Genomic DNA, 17694 nt, shown 5'->3' on the forward strand with positions numbered 1-17694 from the left:
CGGATCGGGAGGGGTTTGGGGAGGGGCGGAGGCAAAACCAAGACAGACGAAGTGGACTTCTGGAGGGACGGCCTCCGCGCCGTCCGACCTGCGAACCGTCCACCGCTAGCGGATCCCGGCTGCACTGGGTGGAGCCAGACTTGCCAAGGCGAGCCCGGCGTCGGCGTCGCCCTCTTTTTCCAGCGCTTGAAAAAGATCCCGCGCTTTCGTGAGCGATTTCGGGCGGCCCAGGCCGTCGCGGTAAAGCGTGGCGAGCGAGAAGCGGACGGTCTGGTGTCCGGCTGATTGTGAGGTCTCGAGCCAGTCGGCAGCTTCGATTAGAATCGCTTCCGTTTCGGCGGCGGGGGTGCCGAGCGCGATTTTACGCAGTCCCTCGGAAAACAGCGACTCGCCCAGGACGAGGGCGGCGTCGGCATCGCCCTGCTCGGCGGCGTTGCGGAGAAAACCGCGGCCCAGTTCGATGTCTTCCGGCGTGGTTTGCGGCAGGCCGCTGAGAATAATCTGGCCCCACAGTTTTTGCGCCGGTTCGTAGCCCTCGATGGCGAGCACGCGCAGTTTCGGCGCGGCTTCGTCCATCGCCTTGGCCTTGGCCCGAGTTTGCGCGAGGCCGCTGCTCACGATCTGCGTCCACATTTTTTCCACCGGCGCATTTCCTTCCTTGGTCAGGACCCAAGGTTTGGGTGGCTGGGGTGCACCCGCGTCGCGCCACCGTGAGTTCTCCCGGGGTTTCTCGTAGCCCTCGGACTCGATCACTTTCAGGCGGTGCAACAGCGGGGCCGCCACGCGCCGGAAAGCGCCCTCCCGGCGCAGATCCGCGAACTGGGAACTGCCCTTGGTTTCCTCTTCCAGTTCGTCGAGGTACTTGTCGCCCCAATACGTTTCGAACGCGACGCCCTCGGCGGCGTAGAAGGCAAGGGCGAGACGGAATTTCGCGCTCGGTTGTTTTTGCTCGATGCCCCAGCGCAGCACCTGGTGGGCCTTGACGGTGTCGCCGAGTCGAAAATAAGAATCGGCGAGAGCGCGCGCGGAATCGGGTGACGCGGTCTTACCGGCCTCCATCAGGGCGATCGCCTTGGCCACATCGGCCTTGCCGTCGGTCCGGTCGCGCCAGAACAGACCGGCCGCCCACTTCACGCGATCGACAATCTGGTCCACGGTGACGAGTCGGACATAGATCCGTTCCGCGTCGTCAAACTGGCCGGTTTCGAAAAAATACCCGGCGCCCCAAAAGGCGTAGACATGGGCCGGAAGCTCCGCCCGCATGACTTCGCTGGCGTAACGATTGGCGCGATTCAGATCGCGCGGTACACCGGGGAACTCCTTTTCAAGTCGGCCGCCGTAAAGTTCGGCCAGCAGCAGTCTCGTTTTAAAGGGATTCGTCTGATACGTTTTCCAGTCGTACACGACAGGTTCCTGGCCGAGGCGTTCCCACGCCGCGAGAATCGCAGCGCGACCTGTTGCCCACGCTTCGCGGTCGGCGGCGATCGCGAGGAGCAGTTCATGGCGCGACGTGTGGAACCCTTCGGGTGCGGGCTGGGCCTTCAACGCCCATTCGAGCGCCCGCGCCGGATTGCGCGGGACGTCGCCGGTGCGTTTGAGCGCGATGCGGACGATGTCGGCGGCAAACGCGGTGTGCGGATTGGCCGCGTAACCTTTTTCCAGAATTTCAAGAGCGCGCGCGTCGGTTTCGGCGACAGGCGGCTTGTACTGGAGGATGTCGTTTCGGAGCGCGGTGTAGTCGCCCAATTCGATGCGGCGTTGGCGGAATTTTTCCCAACGCGTGCTGCCCTCCGGCAGGAACGCCATGGCGGTGTGCGCGGCTTTGCTCGATCCCTTGGCGGCGGCCTCGTCCGCCCATTCGAGCACCTGCCCCTTCGGAAAAAGGTAGCTGCTGCCGAAGGCCAGGTCGATCCACTCGTCGAGCGCCTTGATTCCACCGGTTTTGGCGCGAGCCTGCGCATCGGTCACGCGCTTGATTTGAGCGGCCGTGGCGACGCGATCCCTTTCTCTACCTGCGAGCAACAGCCGCTCGCGTTCGTCCGCCTTGGCTCTGGCGGTGGAGCGTGCGGTGCGATCTTTTCGCTCCTCATACTCAATCCAGTCGAGCCGTGCCTGGGCTTGGGCGGTCCGGAAATCGACCCCGTTCTGGACGTAGTATTGGATGATCCTGTCTACGGAAGCCGCCGGAGGTTTCGGCAGGAGCAGGGTGTTTTTCTGCGCCGCTTCCAGCCGATCAAGAATCTGCCGCCCGCGCCGCTCCGCGGCGAAGTCCCGGGGAGCTGACGTGCTGACGGCGCTGGTACTCGACGTAGTCGACCGGGTTCCCTGACTGTAGCTGCCGTACGAACGGGTGTTGCTGTTGGACGAGTTGGAGGAAGAGCTGGACGAAATGGAGCTTTTATAGCTCGGCGCCGAGTAGGTGGAACTAGGGACGGCGAAGGCGCGGTTGATCGATTTGGAGAGCGAGTCGTACGAGCGGTCCAGATTGGATTTGTACGGATCGACCGCGGAAGAAAGCGCGGGCAATCCGATCGACGCCCCAAGCGCGAGCACGCAGCGGAAAGGACGCGAAAGACAGTACATCACGAAGCTTGGCCCGAGGGCGAAGCGGGGCGCAAAACAATTGGGCCGCGGCAACCACGGTTGGAAGGACGGCATACGAATACGGGAACGCAGCAGCCACGCTCCGTTGCCGTCGGTGCGGTAGGAATTTCTTCGTGTCTGCTAAACGGGATCGTGTTCGTCCCGGGGCGTCGCCAGCACGCGCGGCAAGAGAAGAAACGCACCGGTGCCGAGCGTCCATCCGGCCACGGCAAAAATCCGATCTTGGGGCGGCGGCTGAAAGGAAACTGAATCTTGTCGACCGGCGCTGAACGGGTTGCGGAGGTATCTTGATGGGTGGGATCTAGCCGACTGCCCGGCGCGATTCGACGAGGTCTCGCTTCCGGTCCGGCTCTGAAACCCGGTTGACGCTTGAATCTGAAAATTCGTGACGGTAGCGGTAGACGCATCGCCCTTCAGGAGATGATACCCATGGCAAAAAAAGCACCGTTTGTCCTTTTCGTGCTCTGTTCCGCGGCGGTTCCGGCTCACGCCAGCCTGCCTCTGTTCTTTGCGGATGAGTTCGAGAACAACACCAACGGCTGGGCCGTGTGGAACAATCCCGCCACAGGCACATGGGTTTCGAACGGCAGTTACCACATGGACGTCAGGAGTGACGTCAACCAGACGGTGAGGAACTGGAACGAGCCGCTGTGCTTTGATCCCGGCCGGGATTTCGTGATCGAAACCCGGATGACCTATATCCGGGGCAACACCGCCAATCGCGATCACAGTTACTGGCTGCAGTGGGGCGCGAATCCCACCGGACAGGAGTCGTACTCATTCGGCATCTATCCAGATGGCCGGTTCGAGTACGGCAGAACAGCCAATGGCAGGTGGACACCCCTGACCGTGCCGGCCGTCACCTCGGCCCAGATCAAGACAGGGGAAAACAGCACCAATACCCTGAGGGTGGAGCGGAAAAAGGACGACCTCCTCTTGTTCATCAACGGAGTTCAGGTGCACAAGACCCGCTATGAGCCGTTCCACCGTTCGAACAAGGCCGTGACCTTCCAAGGGTGCGGCCGGATCGAGCTGGAGGTCGATTACCTGCGCATTTACCAGGAGCCTGCTGCGCCCGGCAATCCGTTCTCCGGCGTGAAAGGGCTGTATCCGAAATTCACCTCGCTGCCCAAGGACGCAAAAACCTATGGCGATGGTTACCTCTACGCCGGCAGCGTGGAAGGGAGCGACCGGGACGGGGAAGGTACGTATGTGACCATCCAGAAGGCCGGAAACACCCACAGCCCTCATTTACAGTACTGGTTTTTCAAAGGCCGCTTTAGTGAGAATGGGCGTAAATTCAGCGGGAAGCGTTACTCCAAATCGATTCCCCTAACGCTCGAGAAAAATGAACTTCGATTCAAAGACGGCGCCGTGGATGTGTCGGACCTAGATAAGGGAGCGTACAACGGTTTCACGGGGGAGTTTATCGTTCTCCCCACCACCAGCGGCTACAAGGACCTGTCGGCCTTCGTCCTCCAGGGCAAAGGCGAGAGGGATCTCTGGGCGATGGAAAAATTCAAGTGGATGGGCTGTTCCGGTTACTACCACCAGTACTCGGCGACTTATCTATCCATCGACTACGACGGGACCAAGAAGTTCACCGGTCTGGTGTTGGACTACCAGCCCGTGCTCGGAGTCATGGACTACGGCAATGGCGACAAATACGAGGGCGCATGGCTGGGTGAAAAGTATTTCGGGCCAGGACGGCTGACCAAGAATGGCCAGGTGCTGGAAGGTATCTGGAACGGCGGCGATCAGCCTGCGTCCGTGGAAAAAGTCTTCATCCCCGACGCGGCGCTGCTCCTGAAGGCAGCGGCCAATCGCGCCCACAACCTGCCGGTTGACCTGAAACTGAATCCGTTCTACTTCGCCGGCAATTGGGACAACCAGTTTGCCGGGCGCATCTACAACGTGCAGGGCGAAACCGTCGGTGCGGGCTTCAGCGGCACCGGGTTCATGTACGGCGATAGCAAACACCTCTATTTCGGTGGCTTTAAGGATGGCCGGCCTGACGGCACCGGGTTTTACCGGGTGAATCGCGGGGTCGATGGCGCCTACAAAGAGGGGATCAACGTCTATGCGGGGAAATTCGAGAACGGGTATTTCCTCTCCGGTCACTCCCGTCACAAATCCAAAACCGACCGAGGACTCGCCGACCGCGACTCCGCCACGCGCATTTTTCCCGGCATCGCGGAACTGCTTCCCGGCGCTCGTTTGATCGCTGCGGGCAAATTCAAGGAGGGAGAGCAGCTGTGGTTGGCCATCTCCGGCGGCGGCACCAGCGAGGTCGGGTACTGGCTGGGCAAGCTCTACCAGGACGGGATCGCCGTGACCAAGGATATCACCAAGGCTCTGGGGCACTACGCCGCTTCGGCCGAGAAAAACTTCATGCCCTCCCTCATCGCCCTGGGGCTGATCTATGGGAACGGGAGTGACGGGATCGCCGCCGACCCGATCAAGGCCATGGGTTTTCTGAAGCGGGGAGCGGCGATGCCGGTGTCATCGGAGGTATCTCAGGAAAGCGTCGATTACTGCGTGAGAAATTACCTTGTCCTGAAGTACCCGTTTCTGCGCTTCGACCAAGCCGAGAAATTTTCCCTGGCGGACGAGAGCAATCCGACCTCCGAGTTGGCCAAGCTAATCGCCGCGGAACAGGCCAAACTCCAGGCGGAGCAGCAAAAGAAGGCCGATCAGCAGAGGGCCTTTGCCAAGGCCCAGGAGGAAAAACGGATCGCCAACAACAAACTTGGCGGGATCAAGGGGACCTACCGCCAAAACCTGAAGACCAAGTGGATCTACTACGTGTCACCGAACCGACCGCTGTACAATGGGAACCTGGTCGAGACCAGCATCCAGTATCAGGATACCAAGCAAACCGACTATTTCTACGAGCGCCTGGAGGCGCTGCTCGATGGGAGCCTCTACAAAGAGGTGGGCGCCAAACGCTGCGACACCTGTCAGGGCAAGGGCTTCACGTCGCGGAGCTACAATCGCACCGTGGCGGATTATGAATACACGCTGGGAAAAAAGATCGTGCAAACCACCACCCATCGCGACGCCTGCGGGGTGTGCGGAGGCTGCGGATTGGTGCCACGGTAGCGGCGGTTGTTATTTTCGAGCGTGGAGAAAGGGTCCGAGTTCAACGGTTTCCCGCAACCGTGACCGCCTCCTCTCCGTTTTGATGGAAACCGAGGAATCGGTTGATACTTGGGTGGCAAAGTTGCTGATAGGAAACTGGATCTTGCGGGGTGATGGGCCCGGAGGGAACAAGCAACCATTCGAAGGCGAGTGTCAAAGACCGCGCGCCTGATGAACTCCTCCTCGCGCGAGGATCGAGCGAAATGCGCGGAGCTGGACGCGACTTGCCTCCCGAAAGATTTCGTTGAACTACTTCAGTACCGGAAAGGCTGCGCAAGGACCGGTGCAGCGTCATCGCGGTTGGGTGCAGCGCTCTTGAGGAAAGCGGGCGCAATCGGCAAGACTGCCGCTGGGCCAGCGCGAAAGGGCGTGTTGCCGACGTCGCCTGAAAATTGACCATCTGTGGATCTTTCCGCGATCTCACTTCGCGTATGACCAGCAGAAGGACGTTTACACGTGTCCCGCCGGCCAGTTCCTGTATCCACGCCGTTTTGACCAGCGGCGTCCGGCGAGTGAGGACGTGACGCGTGCTGGAGTTTGCAGGCACTGTCCGCTCGCCGCACAATGCACTCGAGGCAAACAGGGCCGGACGCTCATGCGGCACCACCGCCAGGAACTGATCGACCGCGCAATTGCCCAAGGTCTGAGTTCCGAGGCCTTCGCCAGCCGCAACCGACGCCGGCATCTGATGGAAGGCAGTTTTGCGGATGCAGCGAACCAGCATCACTTCAAGCGGGCGAGGTGGCGCCGAATCTGGCGCCAGCAAATCCAGGACTGGCTCATCGCGGCCTGTCAGAACATCCGGCTCTTCCTGCGCCGCGGAGACCGCGGCCGACCGGCAGGTGCCGGAGTGGTTACGCCGCCTGGCGCCGGCGCGCTCGCTCTCTTTATTTTTTATCTACTGCCGCAACCGCTCGACTAGACGCGAACCACGCGCCCCCCAGCACGCCGGAACGACAACATGCTTGGGGTAACACGCCCGTTACCTTTAACAGGCAAACCCCATTCGCTTATCGCACCCAAAGCAAACAACCGCCGCACCTCAGGCGGGCCGGCGGGACGCTCGCTTCGCTTCCGCGCGCAATAATGCGGCAAAAGAGTGTGCGTAGCGCGTGGGGTTGGTCACCGACACCCCGATCTTTGCGATGACAGGATCGAAGTTCGGAAAGAACGGCCGGCACACCAAAGCGCGCGGCATCAGTCCTACTACGTTTTCGGCGAGAATCGCCGTCGCGCGATGCGCCTCCACCGTCGCGAAGAGCGTCGACACCCCGTCGCTCTCCAGCGCCACAAATCGCGGTACAATCCCGAAGGGCTTCAGGATGCTTCGCACATACGGCACGTAGTCGGGAAAATTCTCCCGGGCCAGCCCGACCAACGGCACGTCACGCAGTCGCTTGGGCGGCATCCGCTTGAACTTCGCGAGCGGATCGTCCGCCCGCATGACCAGGACGAGGTTGACTCGACGGAGCACGCTCCACTGGAAACCCGGAGTCGCGATCACGGACGGCTCGAGTGCGACGACCACATCAAGCCAGCCCTCATGCGCCATCCGGATCATCTCAGTCGGAGAAACGTCCATCAACTCGACCCGCACGGCCGGATGCTCCGTTCGGAATCGCTCCAGCGCCCGCGGGAGAATGCCGGCGGTCGCCGAGGGTGCATATCCGATGCGCACTACGTCTCGGCGTCGTTCGTTGCGGACCCGCTGCACGGCGAGGTCTGCGCGGGCGAGGACCTCGCGCGCCTCCTCGTAGAATAGCTCGCCAGCATCCGTAAGCCTGACCGCATTCCTGCCGCGCACGAACAGCGGCACACTCAATTCTTCTTCCAGATCCCTGACCTGGCGACTGAGCGCCGGCTGCGTGAGATGAAGCACCTGGGCCGCCCGATTGAACGATCCATGCGCTGCCACAACGACGAAGTACCGCAGGTGGCGAAGTTCCACCCCACACCCGTTGCTCATACCCGCGGTATGAGCCAGCCCAAAAAGACGGCATTGGGCGCCCGAGCCGGATGGTGTTATGCTGCGACCGTTCCCACCATGAATCACCTCAACTCAACCTCACTACCCGAGCCGATCGCGCGGTACATCGAGTCGGCCAACCGCTTCGACGCACCCGCCGCAACCGAATGTTTCACTCCCGACGCGATCGTTCGCGACGAACAAAAGGAACATGCCGGCCGCGCCGCCATCGAGCGGTGGATAACTCAGACAAGCCAGGCGTTCCAGCCGCAGGTGACCGTCGCCAGCGTCGTTTCAGTCGGAGCCAAGGTGAACCTGATCGGCACCGTCGCTGGAAACTTCTCCGGCAGTCCGGTGAATCTTGACTATGAATTTCTCCTGCAAGACGGGAAGATCGCGCTGCTCGCGATCCGCTGAGTCGGCGTGAAACCGATCGCACATGCTTCGATCCCGGGAAATCCAGGTCGGCGCGACGTCCGCAACCGGGCGTCGCGAGCTTCTCCGGTTGAACCGCGCCGACGACTGAACCCCCGGCCGCAGGCTTCGCAGCTGGTTCCCTGCGACGCACGGTCCCGCCAGAGAGGTCAGAGGAAGAAATACCGTTCTCCGCCGTGGATATAACCCTCCGACGGTGGTCGCAGCGCGAACCGCCAGACGGTGGCGTAACGGCTCCACGGGCCGGGAATCTCCCGGTCGCAGAGCACTTCAGGTCGCGGGATCGCGCCCGACGGCGGTTGCGCGAGGCGTTCCTGAAACAGGGCGTGGCCCTCCTCGCTCGCAAAAAACAGACAGCGCCGCTCGAAGATGTTCGAGGGTGCGACGGCCACACCCGCCGCGGAGGCAAGCCATGCGGAGCGCAGGATTCGTTCGCTGCGGGAAAGTTCGGCGACGGCCCGCTCGCATGCCGCGCTGAACGATTCCTCCGCGGCGTGGCCGTACGCATAACCGCCCCACGGTGTCCGCGCGTAGACGACGACCGCCACGCCGCCGAACGGCCCGTCGATCGCGACGGCTTTTACGCCCGGCCAGTCCGTTTCAATCGGTTGGGCTACGGCACGCCCTTCCCACCAGGAAATGAGGCAGTACCGCTCCACGGCCTCCAGCACCGCGGAACGTCGGGCGTTCCGGGGCCGCAACCCCGGAAACGCCGACATGCCGTTGGAGGAGGGATCCACGTCGAAGCCAAAATCAGCCGCCGCTCCGGACCGGACCGTGGCGTGAAACGCCCAGCGTTCCAGCGCCTCCGACACCGCCTTGTGCCGGGCGACGCTGGCCACCGGATCGGTGCCCGTGCCATCGGCGCTGCTGAACAGCACCAGACTGCCCTTGCGCACCAGCCCGGACACCAGCGTGGCATTGGCCAGCACCACCGGGCGTCCGCGCATCGAGAAGCTGCCGCTTTCGATTTTCGCAATCGGACCACCCTGGGCCTCCAGGACGTTTCGGAAACGCAACGGCGCGAGACTGATCATGGCTGCGGCGGTTCAGCTGCGGTTGTCCACCACATCGCAATACGTGGAGCAGTCGGGCGCACCGGCCAGATCGCAATAGGTGGAGCAGTCAGGCGCACCCGCAATCACCGAGTCACTGGCCGAACCGACCAGACTGCCCGCGAGGGGATCGACGACGCTCGCGGCCCGGGAAAGACCGACGGCAAACAGGAGGCTCGAAAGCACTCCGAGAAGGAAGCGATGGGACGTGTTTTTCATGCGGAATCAGGATTTGCCCCAAATCCGTCCGCCGCCGAGCGGCCAAACTACCGGAATTCCGGTAGAATTTGAAATTGCATTCGCCAGCGGAGTCCTCGCGCCCATGATCGCAGCCACTGATGGGATCAGGCTTCAATCATCATCAGGCCCACCCGCCGGGCTTTGGAGCGAGGGCGCTCCTGCTTGCCTTCGGCTTGCTCGTTCACGCCACGCTCGCGGCGGCGTTCGACCTGCCGCCGGTCAGCCGCTACGGCGATGCCGAGACCGGTATCCGTACCAATACCTTCGATACGACCCAGGACCGGGACGGTGTCATCTATGTCGCGAGCACGCAGCTGCTCAGCTTCGACGGCGACCGCTGGCAGGCTTTTCCCCTGCCCGGCGCGTATGCCATCCGCCGGCTGAGTTTCGGCCCGGACGGACGCCTCTGGGTCGCCGCCATCGGCGAACTGGGCTGGTACGCCCGCGCCCCTGACCGCACGTGGGTGTTCCACTCGCTCCGACCCCAGCTGCCACCCGGGGAACGGGACGTGGGCGACGTCTGGACCGTGGCCGCGGACGCCGCCGGCGTCACCTTCGTCACCAACAACCGGATACTGCGCTGGGACGGCACGGCGTTCACCGTCTGGGCGCAGCCCACGGCTTCGAAACTGTTTTCAACCCGGACGCCCGGAGGCGTGCTCGTCCACCATCTCGAGACCGGCTTGTATGAAGTGGACGCCGCGGGCGTGCGTCTGCTCGTGGCCGCCGGCATTTTGGGCGAGGCGGGCATTCCTTGGATCGAGCGTCGCGGTGCCCTCTGGACCTTCGGCACCTCCCACGGCTTCTTCACCTACGACGGCCAGGTCAGGCGCCCCTTTGCCCCCGGGCTCACGGCGTTCCTGGAAGCGAACCGTCTCAGCCATGCGCTGCGTCTGCCCGACGGCCGCATCGCGGTCGGGACCGTTCGCGGCGGCATCGCCTTTGTGCGGCCCTCGGGAGAAATCGACGGCTTCCTCGGCGCGCGGGAAGGCCTGCCCTCGTCCGAGATCAGGTCGTTCTTCACCGGCCGCGACGGTGAACTCTGGGCGACCACGCCCTCGCATGTGCTGCGAATCGATGTGACGGCCCGGTCGGTGGTGTTCAACGAGCGCTCCGGGTTGCCGGCCGAAACCATCCGGAAATTCGCGACCCTGAACGGACGCCTGGTGCTTGCCGCCGAGAGCGGATTGTTTCGCCTGGCGGAGAACGAGAATCGATTCGAACCGCTCCCGAACTTCACCGGTCGGTGGAAAGACATCCGGGGCACGGACCGCGGCGTGATCGTTTCCGGTTTCAAGGGCAGCCAGATCTGGGACGGGACGCAGGCGACCCGGCTGCACGTGACCAACGCCGACGTCCTCGCGACCGCGCCCTCCCGTCACCGTTCCGGTGAGTGGCTCCTCGCCGACGGCGATACGATTGTGGCGGCCGCACCGGGCGCAAGTCCGCGGCTGCTGTTGCGCGACCTGCCGGACTTCGCGAGTTCGATTGCAGAGGACAAACAGGGGCGCGTCTGGCTCGGCTCCTTCGCGAGGGGCATTTTCACGGGCGATCCCGCCGCGGGTCACGACGTCGTCAACGCCTCCACGTCTGCCACCGGCCTACCGCTCCTCACCGGCCAGACCTACGTGCGCGCGGGCGCCGACGGCAGCATCATCGCGGTTGCCAACACGGGCGCGTGGTACCGGCCGGCGGACGCCTCGACGTTTCACCCCGTGGCCCAGTACCCAATCGGATCCGTGGGCGACGTTTCGGAGATCGACCCCGACGGCGCATTCTGGGTCGTGCAGGAAGGATCGGCCCAGTCGGCCGCACGGGTGGGACGGATCCTCACCGATGGCGCGCGGGCGTGGTGGCAGACACACGTGGTGAACGAACTGGCCGAGATCGGGGTTCCGCGAGGCGTCTTCGTGCAGGCGCTACCCGGCGATCAGCGCCTGCTGTGGATCGGCGGCACGCGCGCGCTGTTGCGGCATGCTTTTCACGCGCGGGTGCCGCTCGCTCCGGCTCCCATGCCGCGCCCGCCGCTGCTCCGTGCCTTCGTCCGGCAGGCCGGAAAGGCCGAGCGTAAACTCATCGCGGGCCCGCTCCCCTATCTCACCGAAGCCATCGAGATCGAGCTTGCCGCGGCGGACTACGTGCGGCGTCCCCTGCTGCGCCTCGAGACGCGCATCGACGGACTCAACCAGGCCTGGGCTCCGGTCGGTGCCGATGCCCGCGTGATGTTGAACGGCGTGCGCGACGGCACGTATGTGGTGCGTGCCCGCGTCGTCGCCGAGACCGGGCTTGCCAGCGAGGAAACGTCGTTCGCCATCGAGGTCCTGCCGCCGTGGTGGCGCACCGCACCCGCCTATCTCGGCGGCCTGCTGGCGTTCGCCGCGACGACATTTTTCTTCCACCGCCGCCGCGTGCGCGTCCTGAGCGAGCAGAACGCAATCCTCGAGAAGCGCGTCCGGCAGCGCACCGAGGAACTCGAGGCGGCGAGCGCGGCGAAGACCGAGTTCGTGGCCAACATGAGCCATGACATCCGGAATCCGCTCAACGGCATTGTCGGCCTGGCCATCGCGCTGGAAGACACTCCGCTGACGCCCAAACAGCTCGAACTCGTGACCACGCTGCGCGAATGCTCGACCTATCTTTCCTCGCTGGTCGACGATGTGCTCGATTTCGCCAGCATCGAATCGGGCAAAATCGATCTCCGCCCCGGCCCCTTCGCGCCGCCCGAGTTGCTGCGCTCGATTGCGGAGACCATGAAGAGCGACGCCATCGCGTCAGGTGCGAGCCTCTGCCTGGAGCCGGACGCCCACCTGCCGGAGCACGTGCTCGGCGACGCCGGCCGCATCCAGCAGATCCTCGTCAACTTCGTGTCCAACGCGCTCAAATACGCCGGCGGGCAGATTGTGCTGTCGGCCCGCGTGCCGGCGCAGGCACCGGACGAAATCGAATTCTCGGTGACCGACGCCGGCCCCGGCATCAGCGCCGCCGATCAGGCGGCGCTGTTCACGAAATTCACGCGGTTGAAATCGAATCCCAGGCTCGCCTCCATTCCGGGCACCGGTCTGGGCCTGGCGTCGTGTCGGCTGCTTGCCGACATCATGGGCGGCTCGGTCGGCCTGGAAAGTTCGCCGGGCCACGGCTCGCGCTTCTTCCTCCGGCTGCCCCTCGCGGTCTCCAACACCCCGGTGGAGGCACCTGCCGCCACCCTGCCGAATGCCACCGTGCTACTTGTCGAGGATACCGACTACAACGCGTGGGCCGCGGCCGCCGTGCTCTCCCGCCTCGGCCTCGAATGCGAGCGGGCGCGCACCGGCGCGGAGGCGCTGCGTCTGTTCGGCGAAAAGCGCTTCAACGTGGTGCTGCTCGATCGCAATCTGCCCGACATGGACGGCAACGACGTCGCCCGCCGTATCCGCGAAATGGAGTCCGACGGCGAGCAGGCCGTGCTCCTGGCCGTCACCGCCTATTGCACCGCGGAGGATCGCGCGCTGTGCCTCGAAGCCGGCATGGACGCGTTTGTCGGCAAACCGCTCACGCCGGAGAAACTGCGCCGCGTCCTGAACGAAACCGGCCGGCGGCTTCTCACCACCCCACCGGTTGATATTCCGCCGGCCGCTGCGGAGAGCGGACTCGATTTCTCCCTGCTCACCTATCTGTCCGACGGCTCGCGCGCGAAGCTCGACGCCCACATCCAGCGCTTCATCGCGAGCATCGAGGACGTGGAACGACAGCTTTCAGCCGCGGCGGCCGCGCTCGATTTCGTCCAGCTCCGCACCACGGCCCACCGTCTCCTCGGCGAGGCCCGGCTCGTGGGCAGCACCGCCCTGGCCGAAGCCACCACGCGGCTGGAATCCGCCGCCCGCTCACGCGACGGCTCGGAGTGCACGGCCTGGCTGCAGCGCGTCGGCGTCGAAATTCACGCCGTCACGGCAGCAATGCACCATCATCGTTCGGCCGGGCCCCGAGCGTGAAGCCGTGCTGGCGCGCGTAGCGGACGAGTTCCAGCGTCCCGGTGAGGCCGAGTTTGCGCAGGATGTTGAAACGGTGTTTTTCCACCGTTTCCTCCGCGATGCCGAGCCGCGCCGCAATTTCCGTGTCGTTCAGGGGCACGCCGACGAGCGCCAGCACGTCGCGCTCGCGCCCGGTCAGCAGCTTGTCGAACGAGTTCGGATCCCGGTGCCGGTTCGCCTTGGCCTTCTGGAACGCGTCGGAAAACCACACCTTGCCGCCGGCCACCGCGCCGATGGCATCCTTCAGCATCGCCACGCTGTTGGTGTTCTTGTCGACAAAACCCTGAACGCGCGCCCGCTCGGAACGGAACACGGTGTATTCGTCACAATGTGACGACAGCACGAGAATCTTCACGTGCGGCGAGCGCAAGCGGACGGCCTCGACCACCCCAAAGCCATCGAGCAACGGGAGGTGCAGGTCGAGCAACACGAGATCCGGCGTCGCGCGAGCCACCAGATCCACCGCGCTCGCTCCATCCGCCGCCTCACCCGCCACCTCGTGGCCCAGCTCTTCCACGCAGACCTTCCGCAGGACTTCGCGGAACATCTGATGATCTTCGACAATTACAATTCGCACGGCGGGGAAACGGAAGACGCACGCGCAGCAGAGGGGTTTCCCTTTGTTTGCGCCAGTGGAATTCCGGTTACCCCGCCGAAATATGACGCGCCACAATCGCCTCCATGGCGTCGCGCTGCCGTTCGAGGCTGCGCACGAGCGCAAACTGATTGGCCGCACGCTCGAGATTGTGCCGCGGCCGCTTGATCTTGAAGTACACGTCGCCCGCCAGGTAGTCGGTCAGGAAACGGATCCCGATTTCAAAGGTGATGATCTGACCGGACAACACGAGGTGCGCGACCTCGGCCGGATTGAGAAACGATCGCGCCGCAGAGAGATACCCCTGCACCAGCGCCTCAAACATCGGCAACCGCGCCTGCACCTTGGCCAGATCACACTCGTCCTCCGCCGCGGCGTTGGTGCCCGAGCGCACCATGTCGCCAAAATCATTCAGCGCCACGCCCGGCATCACCGTGTCGAGATCGATCACGCACACGCCCGCCTGCGTCGCGTCATCAAGCATCACGTTGTTCAACTTGGTGTCGTTATGGGTGACGCGCTCGGGAATTTCGCCGCGCTCCTGTAGGCGCAGGAGTACGTCAACCAGCGCTTCGTGCTGCAATGCCCATGCGATCTCGGCCTGCGCCGTCGCCGCGCGATTGTGCGCGTCGGCCTGGATCGCGTTTTGCAACGCCTCGAATCGACGTCGCGTGTGATGGAAGTTCGGGATGGTTTCGTGCAACCGCTCGCCGGGAAGGTCAACGAGCAGGCGCTGAAACTCGCCGAAGGCCCGCGCCGCCGCCGCCGCCTGCGCCGGACTTTCCACGACGTCGTAGGTGCGGGCGCGCTCGATGAACAGATAGCAGCGCCACCAGCCGCCGTCCGCGTCGCGATGATACGGCCGGCCGTCACACGCCGACACCAGTGTCAGCGCGCAACGCGACACGTCCACCCCCGGCCCGGCCTCGGCCGCGCGCCGCGCCGCATGCGACGTCACCCGCGCGATGTTGTCCATCAGCGCCGGGACGTTGGTGAAGATGCGGTGATTGACGCGCTGCAGCAGATACCGGATCGGCGCTCCGGCCTGATCGAAGACGACCACGAAGGTGTCGTTGATGTGGCCGCTGCCGAACGGCGCGCCCTCGCGGAAGTGGCCCAGCAAGGGAAACGCCCGCACCACGGCGCGGAGATCGGGAGGAGTGGAATGCGACGACATCGAGGGTTCGAAAGGTGTCCGACGGAGGACACCAGCGAACCTTCATTCTGCAACAGTGTTTCCGCACGCGCGGCTAGCGCGGTGCCATGTCCGCCAGCAAACCCGTTGCAATCAACCGCGCCCCGAGATTGCCCAGCGCATCGCGCGCCGCGCTCTCGAATCCATCCTGCCGCGCAAACCAGTCGCGCCGGGCCCACATCATCATCGACGTACCGGAATAGACGCCCAGCGAACGATTGCCGGATGCCGTCTTCAACTGCGCGCTGAAGGTGCAATCGACATTTCCAAGCCGATCCACCCGCCATTCGTGCAGCATGATGTCCAGCACGGGCACGTCCGGTTTCAGATCGTCAGGGAAATCGACGTAGCGAATCCGTCCGCGCAAACCCTGTTCGTGCAGGGCTGACGACACCCGGTGCGCGAAAGCCTCGGCGACATAGTCGTCGCGCAAGAGGCTCATCGACGGCGGGACATCCACCACGATTTGCAGACGGGCCGGGCGTTCCGGCTTACCCGGGCGCGCGGCGGAGTTGACGGTGCTGCAGGCGCTCAAACCCGCAGCCAGGCCAACGAGAACAAGCAGTCGCAGGAGTGTTTTCATGGGTGAAACGAATTTCCAACGTTCAGCCGTAGCATCGGCACTCCCTAAAATAGCACAGAACGGCGGCGCCTCAACGCGCCGCCCGTTTTCGTCACCGCCAAAAGTCTGGCCGCCCGCTCAGCCGCACTGTCGCCACCTGCCAGCCCCGGCCCACTTGAGGGTGGCCTTTCGGTCGCGGAACGGCTGATGTCCGACGCCCCTGCGCACCCCATGATTCGACTCACCCGTCCTCTCGCCGCCAGCGCCCTCGCCTGGCTCTCCATCCTGCTCCCGCTCGCAGTGATCGCCGCCCCCGCCGCTCCGCTCGAACCCACGCTCGGCCGCAAAGGTCGGTTGCTGCTCGAGGAGACGTTCACGGCCAACCAGGTTCCGGCCGGCTGGAACAAGAACACCGGCGCACTCGCGATTGTCGACGGGGCGTTGCGCGCCACCGAGCTCGCCCGCGAACAGCACCTCGGGGCGTTTCGCAAGGCGCTGCCGCTGCAGGACTGCGTCATTCAGCTCGACCTCAAGTTCGACGGCGCCACCGCGTTTCACCTCGGCTTCGATCCCGCGCCGCGCGAACTGAAGAAGACCGGCCATCTTTTCTCCGTCGTCGTGACGCCGACGACGTGGAGTCTCATGGAACACGTGAACAAGAGTGATCCGAAATCGAAGAACGTCGTTCACGCCAAAGCCACTGCCCCTTTTCCCCGCGGCCAGTGGGTGACGCTGTTACTCGAGGTGAAAGGCAGCGACGTGCTCGTGCATGCGGCCGGGATGGAACCGCTCCGGGCGTCGGCTGCGGATTTCAAAGTGAAGAAACCCGGGCTCGTCTTCCGCGTGGGCGGCAAGGACGGCGAGGGCATCCTGATCGACAACGTGAAGGTGTGGTCCCTGGAGTAATTTCCGCCCCGCACTGACCCATTTACCCCATGAATCGCCGCGAATTTATCCAAACCTCTGCCACGCTTTCCGCCGTCGCCACGCTGCCCGCTGCCCTCACCGCGGCATCGCCGGGTGCGGTCAATCGTCTGATGAAAATCGCGCTCACGCCCGGTAGCATCGGCGTGACCGCGAAGAACCAGGCGGAACTCAACGATCTCGCTCACCGCCACCGCTTCGAGGCGGTGGAACCGCGCACCGACGAACTCGCTGCGTTGCCCGCGGATCAACTCGCGGCGCTCGCCGCCGACCTGAAGGCCAAGCAGCTCGTCTGGGCGGCCGCGGGCCTGCCGGTTGATTTCCGCAAGGACGACGCCACCTTCAAGGCCGGCCTCGCCAAACTCCCCGCCCAAGCCGCCGGACTGCAACGCGCCGGCGTGTCACGCATGGGCACCTGGCTTTCCCCGAGTCACGACACACTCACGTATCAGGCGAACTTCCGCCAACACGCCGCCCGCCTGCGCGAGGTGGCCACTATCCTCAAGGATCACGGCCTGCGCCTCGGACTCGAATACGTCGGTACGCAACTTCTCCTCGTCGGCAAACGCTATCCGTTCGTGCACACGATGGCGGAAACGCGCGAGCTCATCGCCGAGATCAACACCGGCAACGTCGGGTTCGTCCTCGACACGTGGCATTGGTGGACGGCCGGTGACACCGTCGGCGACATTCAGACCTTGAAGAACGACGACGTCGTGAGCGTCGACCTGAACGACGCGCCCACCGGCGTCGCGAAGGCCCTGCAGCGAGACAACGAACGCGAGCTGCCCGCGTCCACCGGCGTGATCGATGTCGCCGCGTTTCTGAGCGCGCTCGTCGGGATCGGCTACACCGGCCCGGTGCGCCCGGAACCGTTCAACAAGGCGCTCAACGCACTTGAGAACGACCCGGCCTGCGCGTCGGCGTCCGCCGCGCTGCATCGCGCGATGGGTTTGATCCGCGCCTGACC

The 17694-nt window shown here is 64.2% G+C and carries 13 protein-coding genes; 6 read left to right on the forward strand and 7 right to left on the reverse strand.

Annotated elements, in window-relative coordinates; genetic code table 11:
- Positions 1-105: 105 nt before the first annotated feature.
- Complete coding sequence (locus ACLJEU_RS14320; RefSeq protein ID WP_414661766.1) at positions 106-2658, reverse strand: tetratricopeptide repeat protein; 2553 nt, start codon at positions 2656-2658, stop codon at positions 106-108.
- Between the two features lie 315 nt (positions 2659-2973).
- Here ACLJEU_RS14320 and ACLJEU_RS14325 point away from each other — a divergent pair, with 315 nt between their 5' ends.
- Positions 2974-5706, forward strand: coding sequence for a hypothetical protein (locus ACLJEU_RS14325; RefSeq protein ID WP_414661765.1), 2733 nt, complete (start codon positions 2974-2976; stop codon positions 5704-5706).
- Between the two features lie 514 nt (positions 5707-6220).
- Positions 6221-6667 carry a transposase gene (locus ACLJEU_RS14330; RefSeq protein WP_457795391.1) on the forward strand — a complete coding sequence of 149 codons (447 nt, stop codon included), beginning with the start codon at positions 6221-6223 and terminating at the stop codon, positions 6665-6667.
- 120 nt (positions 6668-6787) lie between these two features.
- Here ACLJEU_RS14330 and ACLJEU_RS14335 read toward each other — a convergent pair whose 3' ends face one another.
- Entirely contained in the window at positions 6788-7798 is a 1011-nt protein-coding gene (locus ACLJEU_RS14335; protein WP_414661764.1) for a LysR family transcriptional regulator, read from the reverse strand.
- Between ACLJEU_RS14335 and ACLJEU_RS14340 the strand changes: the two genes are divergently transcribed.
- Positions 7790-8128, forward strand: coding sequence for a nuclear transport factor 2 family protein (locus ACLJEU_RS14340; RefSeq protein WP_414661763.1), 339 nt, complete (start codon positions 7790-7792; stop codon positions 8126-8128). The two genes, ACLJEU_RS14335 and ACLJEU_RS14340, sit on opposite strands and share 9 nt — an antisense overlap.
- 167 nt (positions 8129-8295) lie before the next feature.
- Here the strand turns inward: ACLJEU_RS14340 and ACLJEU_RS14345 are convergent, their stop codons facing one another.
- Positions 8296-9183 (reverse strand): hypothetical protein, encoded by an 888-nt coding sequence (locus ACLJEU_RS14345; RefSeq protein WP_414661762.1) that lies wholly within the window; start codon positions 9181-9183, stop codon positions 8296-8298.
- A gap of 12 nt (positions 9184-9195) precedes the next feature.
- Positions 9196-9420 carry a hypothetical protein gene (locus ACLJEU_RS14350; RefSeq protein ID WP_414661761.1) on the reverse strand — a complete coding sequence of 75 codons (225 nt, stop codon included), beginning with the start codon at positions 9418-9420 and terminating at the stop codon, positions 9196-9198.
- A 194-nt stretch (positions 9421-9614) separates the two neighbouring features.
- On the opposite strand from ACLJEU_RS14350, the gene ACLJEU_RS14355 reads away from it, so the two are divergent.
- The gene (locus tag ACLJEU_RS14355; protein WP_414661760.1) at positions 9615-13409 is read left to right on the forward strand and encodes an ATP-binding protein; all 3795 of its coding nucleotides are present in this window, start codon (positions 9615-9617) and stop codon (positions 13407-13409) included.
- On the opposite strand, the gene ACLJEU_RS14360 is transcribed toward ACLJEU_RS14355, so the two are convergent.
- The 3 genes from ACLJEU_RS14360 to ACLJEU_RS14370 form a co-directional block, all read right to left on the reverse strand.
- Positions 13363-14025, reverse strand: coding sequence for a response regulator transcription factor (locus ACLJEU_RS14360; protein WP_414661759.1), 663 nt, complete (start codon positions 14023-14025; stop codon positions 13363-13365). The genes ACLJEU_RS14355 and ACLJEU_RS14360 overlap by 47 nt on opposite strands.
- Before the next feature lie 67 nt (positions 14026-14092).
- Positions 14093-15220: a phosphotransferase gene (locus tag ACLJEU_RS14365; protein WP_414661758.1), complete on the reverse strand. Its 1128-nt coding sequence runs from the start codon at positions 15218-15220 to the stop codon at positions 14093-14095.
- 73 nt (positions 15221-15293) lie between these two features.
- Positions 15294-15821 carry a hypothetical protein gene (locus tag ACLJEU_RS14370; RefSeq protein ID WP_414661757.1) on the reverse strand — a complete coding sequence of 176 codons (528 nt, stop codon included), beginning with the start codon at positions 15819-15821 and terminating at the stop codon, positions 15294-15296.
- A gap of 210 nt (positions 15822-16031) precedes the next feature.
- Between ACLJEU_RS14370 and ACLJEU_RS14375 the strand changes: the two genes are divergently transcribed.
- Positions 16032-16706, forward strand: a complete 675-nt coding sequence (locus ACLJEU_RS14375) for a hypothetical protein (protein WP_414661756.1) — start codon at positions 16032-16034, stop codon at positions 16704-16706.
- A 29-nt stretch (positions 16707-16735) separates the two neighbouring features.
- On the forward strand, positions 16736-17692 hold the full coding sequence (locus ACLJEU_RS14380) for a sugar phosphate isomerase/epimerase family protein (RefSeq protein ID WP_414661755.1): 957 nt from the start codon (positions 16736-16738) through the stop codon (positions 17690-17692).
- Positions 17693-17694 lie beyond the last annotated feature (2 nt).

Origin of the sequence: Terrisphaera buseokensis (assembly GCF_047521145.2) — a bacterium.
Lineage (GTDB): Bacteria > Verrucomicrobiota > Verrucomicrobiia > Opitutales > Opitutaceae > ER46.